Below are 14,504 nucleotides of genomic sequence, written 5' to 3'. Positions count from 1 at the left end.
GACATCGACATTATGCCCGAATGGCGTTGCGCCATCGGGCTTTGCTTATTAATCGCGGAAATTCTTGAACTGGAATGGCTGGCCAAGATCGCCGCCGCGAACCAACGCCATAACCGACTGCAGATCGTCACGGGATTTGCCAGTGACGCGAATTTCTTCGCCCTGAATCTGCGTCTGTACTTTTAGCTTGCTGTCTTTAATCAGTTTAACGATTTTCTTCTGTATTGCGCTCTCAATACCCTGCTTCAGCTTAGCTTCAACAAACCAGGTTTTTCCGCTGTGTACGAAGTTTTCCGGCACGTCAAGCGAGCTTCCTTCAATACCGCGCTTGAGTAGCTTTGCACGCAGGATATCCAACAGCTGATTGACCTGGAAATCAGACTCGCTCAGCACCTTGATGGTTTTACTGGTTTCGTTCAGCTCAAAGGTGGCTTCAACATTACGAAAATCAAATCGTGACTCGACTTCGCGGCTTGCGTTTTCGACCGCATTACGCGCTTCCTGAAGATCGACTTCAGAGACAATATCGAAAGATGGCATCTTTTCCTCTCCTTCCGTTTCTTTTGCGTTGCATAATACCCACAACGCGGCATAACTCAACTTGTTATCCCGGAAGCTTAGCTGATAACGCTATACTTTAGCTACAAGCGCCTGGGAAGTCGCAGGTGAGGAGGAATAATGAAAGTAACCGTACTGGGATGCGGTGCATTGGGGCAACTATGGTTAACCGCGCTGTATAAAAACGGACATGAGGTTCAGGGCTGGTTACGCGTCCCGCAACCATTTTGTAGCGTTAATCTCATTGAGACTGACGGTAGTAATTTCAACGAATCAATGACCGCTAACGATCCTGATTTTCTCGCCACCAGCGATTTACTACTGGTGACGCTAAAGGCATGGCAGGTTTCCCAGGCAGTGAGAAATCTGGCTGCTATCTTACCGGCTTCTGCGCCTATCTTGCTCATTCATAACGGCATGGGCACCCTTGATGAATTAAAAAGCGTTAAACACCCACTGCTGCTGGCGTCCACCACTCATGCCGCCCGCCGCGATGGCAACGTCATCATTCACGTCGCGCAGGGAACAACTCATATTGGACCAGCCAAAAGCTATAGCGAAGATTACAGCGGCCTCGCCGACATTCTGCAAAACGTCCTGCCGGATGTCGCCTGGCACGACAATATTCACCCTGCTCTTTGGAGTAAGCTGGCCGTCAACTGTGTGATTAATCCCCTGACTGCGCTGAAAGATTGTAGAAACGGCGATCTGCGAGATTTTCCGCAAGAGATCGGCGCAATCTGTCATGAAGTCGCAGCGGTAATGCAACGTGAAGGCATTCATACATCTGCGGAAAACCTGTTATTGTATGTAAATCAGGTAATTGAAAGTACAGCAGATAATATCTCATCGATGTTGCAGGATATTCGCGCGCAGCGGCATACGGAAATCGACTACATCACCGGTTTTCTGCTGAATCGCGCCCGGGCCCACGGTCTGTCAGTGCCAGAAAATGCCCGTTTATTTGAACAGGTAAAGCGGAAGGAGAATACTTATGAGCGCGTCGGCACTGATTTGCCTCGCCCCTGGTAGTGAAGAGACCGAAGCGGTCACCACTATCGATTTATTAGCGCGCGGCGGCGTGAAAGTGACTACCGCCAGCGTCGCCAGTGATGGCAATCTGACCATCGTTTGCTCGCGCGGCGTGAAGCTACTTGCGGATGCGCCGCTGGTCGAAGTCGCTGATGGCGATTTTGATATCATTGTTTTACCTGGCGGTATTAAAGGCGCCGAGTGCTTTCGCGACAGCCCTTTGCTGGTAGAAACCGTGAGACAATTTCATTTATCCGGGCGCATCGTGGCGGCTATCTGCGCCGCGCCAGCGACCGTTCTGGTGCCGCATAATCTGTTTCCTATCGGCAACATTACCGGTTTCCCGGCGCTAAAAGAGCAAATCCCCGCCGAACAGTGGCAGGATAAGCGCGTCGTCTGGGACCCAAGGGTTAATCTGTTAACCAGTCAGGGTCCGGGAACCTCTATTGATTTCGCGCTAAAAATGATTGACCTGCTGGTCGGTCGCGAAAAAGCATACGAAGTGGCTTCGCAGTTGGTCATGGCTGCTGGCATCTATAATTACTACGAATCCTGATAGCCGGTCCGCGCAGCGGGCTGGTTCCCCCCTTCTTGAGGAGCCGTAGCATGTCCCGTAGCGCAACCGATTCTCGTGACCTCGTCATCAGCCGCCTACTCAGCGCCCCCACGACAGCCCTCTGGCGCGCGTGGGCCGACCCGGCTTTACTCAAAACCTGGTGGTGTCCTAAGCCATGGTATACCGACGTTCTGGCCTTTGATTTGCGTCCCGGAGGGGCTTTTCACACCGTGATGCACGGCCCTGACGGTGAACGTAGCGATAATCCCGGCTGCTTTCTTGAAGTCATTCCGCAGCAAAAATTAGTCATGACCTCAATGCTGACCGCAGACTTTCGCCCTGCCGTTTCCCCATTTGCCATGACGGCTATTATCACCTTTGCGGATGAAAACGACGGCTGTCGCTATACGGCAACGGTACTGCATGCAGATGATGAAACCCGTGAGCAACACGAAAAGATGGGATTTTTTGAAGGCTGGAATATCGTTATCGATCAGTTGAATGCCCTGGCGATGACGCTACGCTAAACCCAGATGTAAAAAAGCCTTCCCTAAGGGAAGGCTTTTTCATCAGTACAGGTGAATTACGGGCGATACACTTTCACGTTAGTAAAGCCCTGCTCACGCAGGTACAGCGCCTGCAGACGGCTCATTACGCCGCGCTCACACCACAACAGCCAGGTTTTGCTCTGATCGAGGTTGCCAAATTGGGTGCTCAGTTTATAGAACGGCAGCGAAACAACATCGACGCCTTCCACTTTCAATGGCTTATCATCCTGCTCATCGACAGAACGAATATCGAGAATCACGTCGTTCGCGCTGAAGCCGCTGACGGTTTCGACTTCCACCACGTCCTGCTGCGTTTGCTGAGCGATGTCGCGAATGTCGATGTTATTCGCTTCCTCAACCACTTTATCCAGAATGCTAAAATCGAAGTTTTCTTCTTCCGCTTCGATCTTCGCTTTTACCGCTTTTATGGTTGGGCTCTTCGAGATAACGCCGCAGTATTCCGGCATGGTGCGGGCAAAATCTTCAGTGCCGATTTCGCGCGCAAGATTGATAATGTGTTCTTTATCGTGAGAAATCAGCGGGCGCAGGATCAGCGTGTCGGAGACATTATCGATAAGACGCAGGTTAGTCAGAGTCTGGCTGGATACCTGGCCCAAGGCTTCGCCGGTCACCAGTGCCTGCACGCCATAACGCTCAGCGACTTTCGATGCTGCACGCACCATCATACGTTTGAGCACCACGCCCATCTGGCCATCCTCGACTTTCTCAAGGATTTCACCAACCACCGGCTCGAAATTGATTGCCACGAAGCGAACGCGATGGGAGCTGCCGAAGCGGTTCCACAAATAGTGCGCCACCTGACGAACGCCAATTTCATGCGCGGCGCCGCCGAGGTTGAAGAAGCAGTAGTGTACGCGGCAGCCGCGACGCATCAGCATATAGCTGGAGACGCCGGAGTCGAAGCCGCCGGAAATAAGCGACAGCACATCTTCCTGAGTACCAATGGGGAAGCCGCCAATACCTTCATAGCGCCCTTTCACCAGCAACAGACGATCGTTTTCGATTTCCAGGTTAACCGTCACGTCCGGATCGGTGAGCTTCACGCGCGCCGATTCGATATGCTGGTTCAGGCCGCCGCCAACGTAGCGCTCAACCTCAATTGAGGTGAATTCATGTTTACCACGGCGCTTCACACGCACGCAGAAGCTTTTGCCTTCGAGCTGTTCACGCCACAGCGGTAGCGTCTGTTCAAAAATGTTATGCAGAGAAGTGAAAGGTACGTCCTCCACTTCCAGAATATGATGAATGCCAGGGATACGGGTCAGCGCATCGCGAATAACCGGCCGCTGGTTTTCGTCTTTCGCGCGAACTTCGATATGATCCCAATGACGAACGACGGCGAGCGTCTCATCATAGTTTTTGAGAACGTTACGAATGTTCCCGGTTAAGATTTTAATAAAGCGCAACCGCACAGATTGGCTTTTGATGGTGATTTCCGGGAACAATTTAATGATAAACTTCATGGCGACAATAGTTCGTTGGCAAGCCCGACGGGGCTTTAAGCAAAAAAGTTGTACAGGCGCGATACAGCGTCTGCATCCAGGGCGCGGAGTATACCATCATTGTTCGCTTTTCGCCTGGCATTGCGCATTTTCGCAAAAATGTATCCGTAGGGTGAATGCCGCGAGTTTGCTTAACCGCCCGACTCCGTTACCATACTGATAGCCATCGAGACATAACAAGAGTCTATATTCACTATGCCAAAGAAAAATGAGGCCCCGGCCAGCTTTGAGAGCGCTTTAGGCGAACTCGAGCAGATCGTTAATCGTCTGGAAAGCGGCTCACTACCGCTGGAAGAAGCGCTCAGCGAATTTGAACGCGGCGTGCAGCTCGCGCGCCAGGGCCAGACGAAACTGCAACAGGCCGAGCAGCGTGTCCAAATCCTGCTGGCCGATAGCGAAGATGCGCCGTTGACTCCCTTTACGCCGGACGCTGAATAAATGGACTTCCCGCAACAATTACAGACCTGTGTCACCCAGGCCAATGACGCGCTGCGCCGTTTTATCTCTCCGCTGCCATTTCAGAACACTCCGCTGGTTGAAGCCATGCACTATGGCGCATTATTAGGCGGCAAACGCCTGCGCCCTTTCCTGGTTTACGCCACCGGCGAGATGTTCGGCGTTAGTCGTTCCACACTGGATGCCCCAGCCGCTGCCGTCGAATGCATTCATGCCTACTCGCTGATGCATGACGATCTGCCGGCGATGGACGACGACGATCTGCGCCGCGGTCAACCCACGTGCCACATCAAGTTTGGCGAAGCGAACGCTATTCTTGCCGGTGACGCCCTGCAAACGCTGGCATTTTCTATACTGAGTGATACGCCGATGCCGGAAGTACCGGATCGCGACCGTCTGGCGATGGTTTCCGAACTGGCCCAGGCCAGCGGCGTCGCCGGAATGTGCGGCGGTCAGGCGTTGGATCTCGAGGCGGAAGGCAAACAGGTCGATCTACAGGCGCTGGAGCGAATTCACCGCCATAAGACCGGAGCGCTTATTCGCGCGGCGGTTCGTCTTGGCGCGCTGAGCGCCGGCGAGCGTGGCCGTCAGGCGCTGCCAGCACTCGATCGCTTTGCGGAGAATATCGGTCTCGCCTTCCAGGTGCAGGATGACATTCTGGATGTGGTAGGTGATACTGCGACTCTTGGCAAACGTCAGGGTGCCGACCAACAGTTAGGCAAAAGTACCTATCCGGCGCTTTTGGGTCTTGAGCAAGCCCAGCAGAAAGCGCGCGATCTGATTGCCGACGCCCGCCAGGCTTTAGATGAACTGGCTGCGCAATCGCTGGATACCACGGCACTGGAAGCGCTCGCGAATTACATTATTCAGCGCGATAAATAAACAATAAATGAGTCTCTGATGAGTTTTGATATTGCCAAATACCCAACCCTGGCGCTGGTAGATTCCACCCAGGAGTTGCGCCTGCTGCCAAAAGATAGCCTGCCCAAGCTTTGCGATGAGCTGCGCCGCTATCTTCTGGACAGCGTGAGCCGCTCAAGCGGCCATTTTGCCTCTGGCCTTGGCACGGTTGAACTGACCGTGGCGCTGCACTATGTCTACAATACGCCGTTCGACCGCTTAATTTGGGATGTCGGCCACCAGGCTTACCCGCACAAAATTCTCACCGGCCGCCGCGACAAAATCGGCACTATCCGCCAGAAAGGCGGCCTGCATCCGTTCCCGTGGCGCGGCGAAAGCGAATATGACGTACTGAGCGTTGGCCACTCTTCTACCTCTATCTCCGCGGGTATTGGGGTCGCTATTGCCGCCGAAAAAGAAGGCAAACAGCGGCGCACCGTTTGCGTCATCGGCGATGGGGCTATCACCGCCGGGATGGCTTTTGAGGCGATGAACCACGCGGGCGATATCAAACCAGACATGCTGGTCGTGCTGAACGACAATGAAATGTCGATTTCAGAAAACGTCGGGGCGCTGAATAATCACCTGGCGCAGCTGCTGTCCGGCAAGCTGTATTCCTCGCTGCGTGAAGGCGGCAAAAAAGTCTTCTCCGGCGTACCGCCGATTAAAGAACTGCTTAAACGTACCGAAGAGCATATTAAAGGTATGGTGGTGCCCGGCACGCTGTTTGAAGAGATGGGCTTTAACTACATCGGCCCGGTAGATGGCCACGATGTGCTGGGTCTGGTCAATACGCTGAAAAATATGCGCGACCTGAAAGGGCCGCAGTTCCTGCATATCATGACCAAAAAAGGCCGTGGATATGAACCGGCGGAAAAAGATCCCATCACCTTCCACGCGGTACCGAAATTCGATCACACCAGCGGCGTGCTGCCGAAAAGCAGCGGCGGCCTGCCTTCCTATTCGAAAATCTTTGGCGACTGGCTGTGCGAAACCGCGGCCAAAGACGACAAACTGATGGCCGTCACCCCGGCGATGCGTGAAGGGTCCGGGATGGTCGAGTTCTCGAAAAAATTCCCCGATCGCTATTTCGATGTTGCGATTGCCGAACAGCACGCGGTGACCTTTGCCGCCGGGATGGCGATTGGCGGCTATAAGCCGATCGTGGCGATCTATTCCACCTTCCTGCAGCGCGCTTACGATCAGGTGATCCATGACGTCGCCATTCAAAAGCTGCCGGTGCTGTTTGCAATCGATCGTGCGGGCATCGTCGGCGCCGACGGTCAGACCCACCAGGGAGCGTTCGATCTCTCCTTCCTGCGCTGCATTCCGGAAATGGTGATCATGACCCCGAGCGACGAAAATGAATGTCGCCAGATGCTCTACACCGGATACCACTATAACGATGGCCCTAGTGCGGTACGCTATCCGCGCGGCACAGGTACCGGCGCGGAACTGGAACCACTGGCGCCGCTGCCGCTCGGGAAAGGCGTGGTGAAAAGAAACGGCGAGAAGCTGGCGATCCTTAACTTCGGGACTTTACTGCCGGAAGCCGCTCAGGTTGCGGAAAAACTCAATGCGACGCTGGTCGATATGCGTTTTGTGAAACCGCTTGATGAGGCGCTGATCCTGCAGCTTGCCGCCGATCACGAAGTGCTGGTCACCCTTGAAGAGAACGCTATCATGGGCGGCGCTGGCAGCGGCGTAAACGAGCTGTTGATGGCCCACCGTCGCGCGGTGCCGGTGCTGAATATCGGTCTGCCGGACTTCTTTATCCCGCAGGGGACTCAGGAAGAAGTTCGCGCCGACCTCGGCCTGGATGCCGCCGGTATCGAAGCCAAAATCCGCGACTGGTTGGCATAATTACCCATACCGCTCCTGCTATGCTTAAAGGATACCTTTTAAAGTAGCAGGAGCGTCTTATGCACTACATTCCTCTTGGCGATACCCATCTTCGCGTTTCCCGACTCTGTCTCGGCTGCATGACCTTCGGCGAACCTGACCGCGGCAATCATGCCTGGACGCTGCCAGAAGAGAGTAGCCGTCCGCTGATTAAACGTGCGCTGGAAGGCGGAATTAATTTCTTCGATACCTCGAACAACTACTCCGACGGCAGCAGCGAAGAGATCCTCGGCCGCGCGCTGCGGGAGTATGCTCGCCGCGATTCGGTGATCGTCGCCACCAAAGTTTATCATCAGGTCGGCGATCTGCCGCAGGGGCTGTCTCGCGCGCAAATCATGCGATCCATTGACGATAGCCTGCGTCGCCTGGGAATGGACTACGTCGACCTGTTGCAGATCCACCGCTGGGATTACTCCACGCCCATCGAAGAGACGCTGGAGGCGCTCAGCGACGTCGTACGCGCCGGGAAAGCGCGCTATATCGGCGCATCATCAATGCATGCCCGCCAGTTCGCCCAGGCGCTCGCCCTGCAGGAACAGAACAATTGGCCACGCTTCGTCACCATGCAGGATCACTACAACCTGATTTATCGCGAAGAAGAAAACGAGATGCTGCCGCTCTGCCAGCGCAAAGGGATTGCGGTCATGCCGTGGAGCCCGCTGGCACGCGGCCGACTAACACGACCATGGGGAGAAACGACCGCGCGTCTCGTCTCCGATGAATTCGGCAAATCGCTGTATAGCGCCACCGACGCCAATGATGAGCAGATAGCACAGAAGCTGGAGGAGGTGGCTGAAGAATTAGATGCCAACCGCGCGCAGGTGGCGCTGGCCTGGCTATTAAGCAAGCCCGGCGTGGCTGCGCCGATTATTGGCGCCTCGCGGCAGGAACAGCTGGATGAGCTCCTGCATGCCGTCGATTTAACCCTGACGCCAGAACAAATCGACAAGCTGGAGGCGCCCTATCGGCCCCACCCAATCGTCGGCTTCAAGTAACGCCGCAATTTAAACCCCGGCCGCGCCGGAGTGCAGATTTAGAGCAGACCTATCGGCCAGTGGTGGCCAATCAGATACAGTACGCCGGCGGAGATCACCCCGGCGACGATATCGTCGACCATGATCCCCATTCCACCATGGATGTTGCGGTCGAACCAACGAATTGGCCACGGCTTCCACATATCAAAAATGCGGAAAATAACGAAACCGGCGGCCACCCACTGCCAGTCCATCGTCGGTAACGCCATCAAAGTGATCCACATCCCGACAAACTCATCCCAAACGATGCTGCCGTGGTCATGTGTGCCCATATCTTTAGCCGTACGGTGACAAAGATAGACGCCGATACAGATGCTCATCATCACCACCAGCGAATAGAGCTGCCAGGGGAGAAAGGTCATCAGATACCAGAACGGAATCGCCGCCAGAGACCCCATCGTTCCCGGCACCACCGGGCTCAGCCCACTGCCGAACCCGGTCGCCAGCAGATGCCAGGGATTGCGCATATTGAGGCGGCTTTTCGCCTCGTCTCTACTGCGTGCCAAAATGATCGTACCCCTTTAAATCCAATTTAATCGGCTTACCCTCACGGGTAAACTGCAGTCCATCCGCTTCCGGCACGATCTGGCCGATACAGGTAAAGCGTGCACCAAGCTGACCAATCGCGACATCCAGCGCCCCGCGGTTCAGCTCGGGAACGGTAAAGCACAGTTCATAATCTTCGCCGCCGGCGAGCGCCCAGCGTAGCGCCTGTTCAGGATCAACCTGGCGCAGCATGGCATCGGAATACGGCATCGCATCGAGATCGATACGCGCTCCGCAGGCGCTGGCCTTGAGAATATGACCAAGGTCAGAGATAAGGCCGTCAGAGAGATCGATCGCTGAATTAGCCAGATCGCGCAGCGCCTGCCCCTGCAGCACGCGGGGCATTGGACGCAAATGGCGCGCCAGCAGATAATCGGCATCCGCTGGCGAATCAACCGTTAGCCGGTCCTGTAAAAGCGCCAGCCCGGCGGCGCTATCACCGGGCGTGCCGGTGACATAAATCCAGTCGCCAGGCCTTGCCCCGGAACGCTTCATCGCGCGGCCCGGCGGCACAAAGCCGTGGATACCCAGCGTCATCGACAGCGGCCCACGGGTGGTGTCGCCGCCGATCAGCTGCATATCGTAATAGTTAAGCTGGACAAACAGACTGTCGCTAAAGGCTTCAAGCCACGCTTCGTCTGCTTCCGGCAAAGTGAGGGCCAGCGTCAACCATGCTGGTTCCGCCCCCATCGCCGCCAAATCGCTCAGGTTCACCGCCAGCGCTTTATACGCCAGGTCGGCAGGGTCGATGTCGGCTAAAAAGTGGTTGCCCGCCACCAGGGTGTCGGTGCTGATTGCCAGCGTTTTTTTCTCGGGGATATTCAGGAGCGCGCAGTCATCGCCGATGCCGGTTTCAACATCAAGGCGGGCGCTTTTAACGCGATCAAAATAACGGGCAATCAGGGAAAATTCGCCGCATGCCATACGTTATGCCTCAGCAAAGAAAAGAATAAGGCCGGGTTCGCAGGATCAGATCCTGCAAAGCCCGGCCTGCAGTTTACTTTTTGCGGGGACGGATTACCGGGGCCGCTTTATCCAGCACGCCGTTGACGAACTTGTGGCTATCTTCAGCGCCGAAGGTTTTCGCCAGCTCGATAGCTTCGTTGATAGCCACTTTGTACGGCACGTCGTCACGCTTCGACAGCTCAAACAGCGCAATACGCAGTACCGCTTTTTCTACCTGACCCAGCTCTTCCAACTGACGTGACAGGTATGGCTTCATCAGACCGTCGAGATACGCGCTGTTAGTCGCCACTCCGGACAGCAGTTCACGGAAATACAGAATGTCTACATCTTTTACATCCTGTTCCGCCAGGAACTGGTATTCAACATCAGCGATGTCGTTCTGGGACAACTGCCAGGAGTAGAGCGCCTGGACGGCACACTCACGGGCGCGGCGACGAGCAGCAGGTTTCACGGAATTCCCCTTACAAAAAATCAGGCCTTGATGGCTTTCAATACGTTAATCATTTCCAGCGCGGTCAGCGCGGCTTCTGCGCCTTTGTTACCGGCTTTGGTGCCAGCGCGTTCGATGGCTTGTTCAATACTTTCAGTCGTCAGAACACCGAAGGCTACCGGGATTTCACTGTCCTGAGCGACGTGCGCCAGGCCATTGCTTGCACCGCCAGCCACATATTCAAAGTGGGCGGTACCGCCGCGAATCACCGTACCCAGCGCGATTACCGCGTCATATTTACCGGTTTTTGCCAGTGCGCCAGCCGCCAGCGGCAGCTCATACGCGCCTGGAACCCAAACAACGGTGATGTTTTCATCTTTTACCTGACCAATGCGCTTGAGGGCGTCAATCGCGCCTTCCAGCAGGCTGTCATTGATAAAGTTGTTGAAACGCGCAATGGTGATGGCGACGCGAGCGTCCGGGGTAGCAACGTTAGCTTCAATAATGTTCATACTCTTCCTTCGGGTTCATGTGCCCCGCAAGGGGGGCGGATTTTATCATAATATTCTGGGCGCTGCTTCCTAATATTAGGAATACATCACGCAGTCGTTAAATGCAGGCAGACATCGGGCCCGACCTGACGTATCTCGTTGAATTTGAAATGGGGGGCCTGGCTCAGTTTCTCAAGCCCCGGCAGCGCGCATAAACCGCGCGCGTCACTGCCTAACAGTTTAGGCGCAATATAGACGATAAGCTCATCCACTAGCCCGGCCTGTAGCAAAGCGCCGGCCAGCGTCGGCCCCGCTTCCACCCAAATGCTGTTCACCTGCTGTTTACCGAGCTGCATCATTAGCAGCACGAGGTCGAGATGGCCGTTATGCTCCGGCACCAGCAGGGTACGCACGTTGTCAGGCCAGGCACGTTCATCGGCATGGGTGCGAGCGAACAGGGTTTCACCTTGCTGCTGGATAATTCGATGCTCCGGCGTGACGCGGTTTTGGCTATCGATGACGATACGCAGCGGCTGACGCAGGTTCTCCTGCGGATAGAGCGCCTGCGTATCGGCGCTCAGCTCCTGCCAGCGCACGGTCAGCGCCGGATCGTCCGCCAGCACGGTCGCGCTGCTGGTGAGAATAGCGTGGCTCTGCGCGCGCAGGCGCTGCACGTCGCGTCGCGCCTGTGGCGAGGTGATCCACTGACTTTCACCGCTGGCCATCGCCGTACGGCCATCAAGCGAAGCGCCCATCTTCAGCTGGATCCACGGAAAACCGGTGCGCATCCGCTTGAGAAAACCTTTATTCAGCGCTTCCGCTTCATTCATCATCAGCCCATGGCTGACGTCAATGCCGGCCTGCTGCAGGCGGTACAGGCCGCGACCGGCCACCTGTGGATTCGGGTCCTGCATTGCCGCTACCACGCGAGCCACGCCTGCGGCGATCAGCGCGTCGCAGCACGGCGGCGTGCGACCATGGTGGCTACAGGGCTCCAGGGTGACGTAGGCGGTCGCGCCTTTGGCTTTATCGCCGGCCATACGCAGCGCGTGCACTTCGGCGTGCGGCTCGCCGGCCCGATAGTGGAAGCCCTCGCCGACGATCTCGCCGTCTTTTACAATCACACAGCCGACGTTGGGATTAGGATGGGTAGTAAAGCGTCCGCGCGCGGCAAGCTTCAGCGCTCGCGCCATGTACATTTCGTCCTGCATGGCTTAGTCCTGTAAACGGGCGATTTCTTCGCCGAACTCTTTAATATCTTCGAAACTGCGATAGACGGAAGCGAAGCGAATATAGGCGACCTTATCGAGCTTCTTCAGTTGCTCCATCACCAGATTACCGATCATTTTACTCGCGACTTCACGCTCACCGGTGCCGCGCAGATGGGTTTTAATGTGATTTACCGCCATTTCGACGTCATCGGCGCTGACCGGGCGCTTTTCAAGCGCTTTCAACATCCCGCTACGCAGCTTGTCTTCGTTGAAAGGTTCGCGCACGTCGTTGCTTTTTACCACCCGCGGCATTACCAGCTCAGCCACTTCAAAAGTGGTAAAGCGTTCATTGCAGACCAGACACTGCCGACGACGACGCACGGAGGAGCCTTCGCCGACCAGGCGAGAATCGATGACTTTGGTATCCACGGCGAAACAGAAAGGGCAATGCATGGCGCGTCCTGACAGGTAGTTAATCTGAAGGATAGTTTACCCTGAAGTCAGCGGACTACAAAGAAAGAGCTTTTGAGACAAAGGATCTATGGTAGGTCAATTCAGTTTAGCTACCATTAATCATCCTCTGTAAACGGAATCCTGACCATGACAAGACGTTACCTACAACTGGCTATCATCGGCAGCCTGTTCACCCTTACCGCCTGCGCCCAGCAAAGCGAAGTTCGTCAGATGAACGAGAGCGTCAGTACGCTGAGCAAAGAGATGACCCAACTGAATCAGCAAACGATAAAAATCACCCAGCAAAACGCACTGAATGCTAAATCAACCCGCGGCGTTTATCTGCTGCCGGAGGCCAAAACCCCCGCGCGGCTGGAGAGCCAGATCGGCACCCTGCGCATGTCAGTGGGTAGCATTACGCCAGATGGCGACGGTTCGCGCCTGACCTTACGCATCCAGGGCGAGTCTAACGATCCGCTCCCGGCCTTCACCGCGACCGTCGCTTCCGGACAGATTACCGGCACCACCCACAGCTATCAGGAAGTCAACGTCCAGGATCAGCTGATTAGCGCCCCGGCCAGCATCCTGGCGCCTAGCGATGTGGATATCCCGCTGCGCCTGAATGTGACGCCTGATAAAGTCGGCTTTATTCGTATCCACGATATCCAACCCGCCAGCGCGCAGTAAGCGCTCACGCCGGGCAAAACGGCCCGGCGCCCGCTTTTCATCTATCGAAGTTATCCATTTACAACTTTTCATAAGAGTTCATTAGAAATCGCTCCTGAAGGCGATTTTCAGTAGCATTTTGTCAAGAAATGCATAGAATCGTGAACGCAATCGATTACGCATGTTCTGGTTATGTGAAACAACACGTATTTTTGTGAGCAATGATTTCTATAATAGACCCCCACAGAAAGACGAAATATTTAGCAACGCTTCGGCAATTTTCTTAACGCCTTTTGGCTTAATTTAAACAGTGGCATCAACATGAAAAAAACATTACTGGCAGCGAGCGCTGTTGTGGCGCTTTCCGCTTCTTTCACCGCTGGCGCGGCAGAAACTGAAAAACCGCAGTACCTGTCTGATTGGTGGCACCAGAGTGTGAACGTGGTCGGTAGCTACCACACTCGTTTTGGACCGCAGATCCGTAACGATACCTATCTGGAATACGAAGCGTTTGCTAAAAAAGATTGGTTTGATTTCTACGGCTATATTGATGCGCCGGTCTTCTTCGGCGGCAACAGCACGGCGAAAGGTATCTGGAACAAAGGCTCCCCGCTGTTTATGGAGATCGAACCGCGTTTCTCTATCGACAAGCTGACCAACACCGACCTGAGCTTCGGGCCGTTCAAAGAGTGGTACTTCGCGAACAACTATATCTACGATATGGGCCGCAACGACTCTCAGGAGCAGAGCACCTGGTATATGGGTCTTGGTACCGACATCGATACCGGTCTGCCGATGAGCCTGTCGCTGAATATCTATGCTAAATACCAGTGGCAGAACTACGGCGCCTCTAACGAAAACGAGTGGGACGGCTACCGCTTCAAGGTGAAATACTTCGTTCCGCTGACCGACCTGTGGGGCGGTTCGCTGAGCTATATTGGCTTCACCAACTTCGACTGGGGTTCTGACCTTGGCGACGACAACTTCTACGATATGAACGGTAAGCACGCGCGTACCAGCAACTCTATCGCGTCCAGCCACATCCTGGCGCTGAACTATGCGCACTGGCACTACTCTATCGTCGCGCGTTACTTCCATAACGGCGGCCAGTGGGCTGATGATGCTAAGCTGAACTTCGGCGACGGCGACTTCAGCGTTCGCTCTACCGGCTGGGGTGGCTACTTCGTTGTCGGTTACAACTTCTAATTGCTGATACAGCAAGACAGCGCCCG

17 protein-coding genes are annotated in these 14,504 nt (G+C 55.1%); 9 read left to right on the top strand and 8 right to left on the bottom strand.

Features of this window, described 5'->3' with window-relative positions:
- Window positions 1-48: 48 nt before the first annotated feature.
- The gene (locus ABLV08_RS04310) at window positions 49-540 is read right to left on the bottom strand and encodes a YajQ family cyclic di-GMP-binding protein (protein WP_015367982.1); all 492 of its coding nucleotides are present in this window, start codon (window positions 538-540) and stop codon (window positions 49-51) included.
- Window positions 541-678: 138 nt separating this feature from the next.
- Between ABLV08_RS04310 and panE the strand changes: the two genes are divergently transcribed.
- The 3 genes from panE to ABLV08_RS04295 are packed head-to-tail and all read left to right on the top strand — an operon-like array spanning window position 679 to window position 2,673.
- Window positions 679-1,590 (top strand): 2-dehydropantoate 2-reductase, encoded by a 912-nt coding sequence (panE, locus tag ABLV08_RS04305; RefSeq protein WP_015704565.1) that lies wholly within the window; start codon window positions 679-681, stop codon window positions 1,588-1,590.
- Window positions 1,553-2,146 carry a protein deglycase YajL gene (yajL, locus tag ABLV08_RS04300; RefSeq protein WP_015367984.1) on the top strand — a complete coding sequence of 198 codons (594 nt, stop codon included), beginning with the start codon at window positions 1,553-1,555 and terminating at the stop codon, window positions 2,144-2,146. The genes panE and yajL overlap by 38 nt, the downstream gene beginning before the upstream one ends.
- 50 nt (window positions 2,147-2,196) lie before the next feature.
- A complete protein-coding gene (locus ABLV08_RS04295; protein ID WP_015367985.1) occupies window positions 2,197-2,673 on the top strand; it encodes an SRPBCC family protein in 477 nt (158 codons plus the stop codon).
- Between the two features lie 56 nt (window positions 2,674-2,729).
- On the opposite strand, the gene thiI is transcribed toward ABLV08_RS04295, so the two are convergent.
- Complete coding sequence (gene thiI, locus ABLV08_RS04290) at window positions 2,730-4,178, bottom strand: tRNA uracil 4-sulfurtransferase ThiI (protein WP_015367986.1); 1,449 nt, start codon at window positions 4,176-4,178, stop codon at window positions 2,730-2,732.
- A gap of 234 nt (window positions 4,179-4,412) precedes the next feature.
- Here thiI and xseB point away from each other — a divergent pair, with 234 nt between their 5' ends.
- The 4 genes from xseB to ABLV08_RS04270 are packed head-to-tail and all read left to right on the top strand — an operon-like array spanning window position 4,413 to window position 8,470.
- Entirely contained in the window at window positions 4,413-4,655 is a 243-nt protein-coding gene (xseB, locus tag ABLV08_RS04285; RefSeq protein ID WP_015367987.1) for an exodeoxyribonuclease VII small subunit, read from the top strand.
- Window positions 4,656-5,555 (top strand): (2E,6E)-farnesyl diphosphate synthase, encoded by a 900-nt coding sequence (gene ispA, locus ABLV08_RS04280; RefSeq protein WP_015367988.1) that lies wholly within the window; start codon window positions 4,656-4,658, stop codon window positions 5,553-5,555.
- An 18-nt stretch (window positions 5,556-5,573) separates the two neighbouring features.
- Window positions 5,574-7,436: a 1-deoxy-D-xylulose-5-phosphate synthase gene (gene dxs, locus ABLV08_RS04275; RefSeq protein ID WP_015367989.1), complete on the top strand. Its 1,863-nt coding sequence runs from the start codon at window positions 5,574-5,576 to the stop codon at window positions 7,434-7,436.
- Between the two features lie 59 nt (window positions 7,437-7,495).
- The gene (locus ABLV08_RS04270) at window positions 7,496-8,470 is read left to right on the top strand and encodes an aldo/keto reductase (protein ID WP_047056093.1); all 975 of its coding nucleotides are present in this window, start codon (window positions 7,496-7,498) and stop codon (window positions 8,468-8,470) included.
- A gap of 38 nt (window positions 8,471-8,508) precedes the next feature.
- Here ABLV08_RS04270 and pgpA read toward each other — a convergent pair whose 3' ends face one another.
- The 6 genes from pgpA to nrdR all read right to left on the bottom strand — a co-directional run bounded on the left by pgpA (window position 8,509) and on the right by nrdR (window position 12,606).
- Window positions 8,509-9,021, bottom strand: a complete 513-nt coding sequence (pgpA, locus tag ABLV08_RS04265; RefSeq protein WP_257393917.1) for a phosphatidylglycerophosphatase A — start codon at window positions 9,019-9,021, stop codon at window positions 8,509-8,511.
- Window positions 9,002-9,979, bottom strand: coding sequence for a thiamine-phosphate kinase (gene thiL, locus ABLV08_RS04260; protein WP_032713972.1), 978 nt, complete (start codon window positions 9,977-9,979; stop codon window positions 9,002-9,004). The genes pgpA and thiL overlap by 20 nt, the downstream gene beginning before the upstream one ends.
- Window positions 9,980-10,052: 73 nt before the next feature.
- Window positions 10,053-10,472, bottom strand: a complete 420-nt coding sequence (nusB, locus tag ABLV08_RS04255) for a transcription antitermination factor NusB (protein WP_063443369.1) — start codon at window positions 10,470-10,472, stop codon at window positions 10,053-10,055.
- A gap of 20 nt (window positions 10,473-10,492) precedes the next feature.
- A complete protein-coding gene (ribE, locus tag ABLV08_RS04250) occupies window positions 10,493-10,963 on the bottom strand; it encodes a 6,7-dimethyl-8-ribityllumazine synthase (protein ID WP_001021161.1) in 471 nt (156 codons plus the stop codon).
- A gap of 86 nt (window positions 10,964-11,049) precedes the next feature.
- Entirely contained in the window at window positions 11,050-12,153 is a 1,104-nt protein-coding gene (gene ribD / locus ABLV08_RS04245; protein ID WP_015704561.1) for a bifunctional diaminohydroxyphosphoribosylaminopyrimidine deaminase/5-amino-6-(5-phosphoribosylamino)uracil reductase RibD, read from the bottom strand.
- Window positions 12,154-12,156: 3 nt separating this feature from the next.
- Window positions 12,157-12,606: a transcriptional regulator NrdR gene (nrdR, locus tag ABLV08_RS04240; RefSeq protein ID WP_002890417.1), complete on the bottom strand. Its 450-nt coding sequence runs from the start codon at window positions 12,604-12,606 to the stop codon at window positions 12,157-12,159.
- Between the two features lie 147 nt (window positions 12,607-12,753).
- Here nrdR and ABLV08_RS04235 point away from each other — a divergent pair, with 147 nt between their 5' ends.
- Both ABLV08_RS04235 and ABLV08_RS04230 read left to right on the top strand, forming a co-directional pair.
- Entirely contained in the window at window positions 12,754-13,293 is a 540-nt protein-coding gene (locus tag ABLV08_RS04235) for a DUF3251 domain-containing protein (protein ID WP_015367995.1), read from the top strand.
- A 300-nt stretch (window positions 13,294-13,593) separates the two neighbouring features.
- Window positions 13,594-14,478: a nucleoside-specific channel-forming protein Tsx gene (locus tag ABLV08_RS04230; protein ID WP_015367996.1), complete on the top strand. Its 885-nt coding sequence runs from the start codon at window positions 13,594-13,596 to the stop codon at window positions 14,476-14,478.
- The last annotated feature ends 26 nt before the right edge of the window (window positions 14,479-14,504 follow it).

Origin of the sequence: Klebsiella sp. CN_Kp088 (genome assembly GCF_040064335.1) — a bacterium.
GTDB lineage: Bacteria > Pseudomonadota > Gammaproteobacteria > Enterobacterales > Enterobacteriaceae > Klebsiella > Klebsiella aerogenes.
Note: the sequence above shows the minus strand (reverse complement) of the source record. Positions and strands in the feature narration are given on the sequence as shown.

What these genes read in the sequence shown, in the direction of transcription:
- ABLV08_RS04310 (WP_015367982.1), bottom strand. Translation starts at nt 540, where the DNA reads ATGCCATCTTTCGATATTGTCTCTGAAGTCGATCTTCAGGAAGCGCGT.
- panE (WP_015704565.1), top strand. Translation starts at nt 679, where the DNA reads ATGAAAGTAACCGTACTGGGATGCGGTGCATTGGGGCAACTATGGTTA.
- yajL (WP_015367984.1), top strand. Translation starts at nt 1,553, where the DNA reads ATGAGCGCGTCGGCACTGATTTGCCTCGCCCCTGGTAGTGAAGAGACC.
- ABLV08_RS04295 (WP_015367985.1), top strand. Translation starts at nt 2,197, where the DNA reads ATGTCCCGTAGCGCAACCGATTCTCGTGACCTCGTCATCAGCCGCCTA.
- thiI (WP_015367986.1), bottom strand. Translation starts at nt 4,178, where the DNA reads ATGAAGTTTATCATTAAATTGTTCCCGGAAATCACCATCAAAAGCCAA.
- xseB (WP_015367987.1), top strand. Translation starts at nt 4,413, where the DNA reads ATGCCAAAGAAAAATGAGGCCCCGGCCAGCTTTGAGAGCGCTTTAGGC.
- ispA (WP_015367988.1), top strand. Translation starts at nt 4,656, where the DNA reads ATGGACTTCCCGCAACAATTACAGACCTGTGTCACCCAGGCCAATGAC.
- dxs (WP_015367989.1), top strand. Translation starts at nt 5,574, where the DNA reads ATGAGTTTTGATATTGCCAAATACCCAACCCTGGCGCTGGTAGATTCC.
- ABLV08_RS04270 (WP_047056093.1), top strand. Translation starts at nt 7,496, where the DNA reads ATGCACTACATTCCTCTTGGCGATACCCATCTTCGCGTTTCCCGACTC.
- thiL (WP_032713972.1), bottom strand. Translation starts at nt 9,979, where the DNA reads ATGGCATGCGGCGAATTTTCCCTGATTGCCCGTTATTTTGATCGCGTT.
- ribE (WP_001021161.1), bottom strand. Translation starts at nt 10,963, where the DNA reads ATGAACATTATTGAAGCTAACGTTGCTACCCCGGACGCTCGCGTCGCC.
- ribD (WP_015704561.1), bottom strand. Translation starts at nt 12,153, where the DNA reads ATGCAGGACGAAATGTACATGGCGCGAGCGCTGAAGCTTGCCGCGCGC.
- nrdR (WP_002890417.1), bottom strand. Translation starts at nt 12,606, where the DNA reads ATGCATTGCCCTTTCTGTTTCGCCGTGGATACCAAAGTCATCGATTCT.
- ABLV08_RS04235 (WP_015367995.1), top strand. Translation starts at nt 12,754, where the DNA reads ATGACAAGACGTTACCTACAACTGGCTATCATCGGCAGCCTGTTCACC.
- ABLV08_RS04230 (WP_015367996.1), top strand. Translation starts at nt 13,594, where the DNA reads ATGAAAAAAACATTACTGGCAGCGAGCGCTGTTGTGGCGCTTTCCGCT.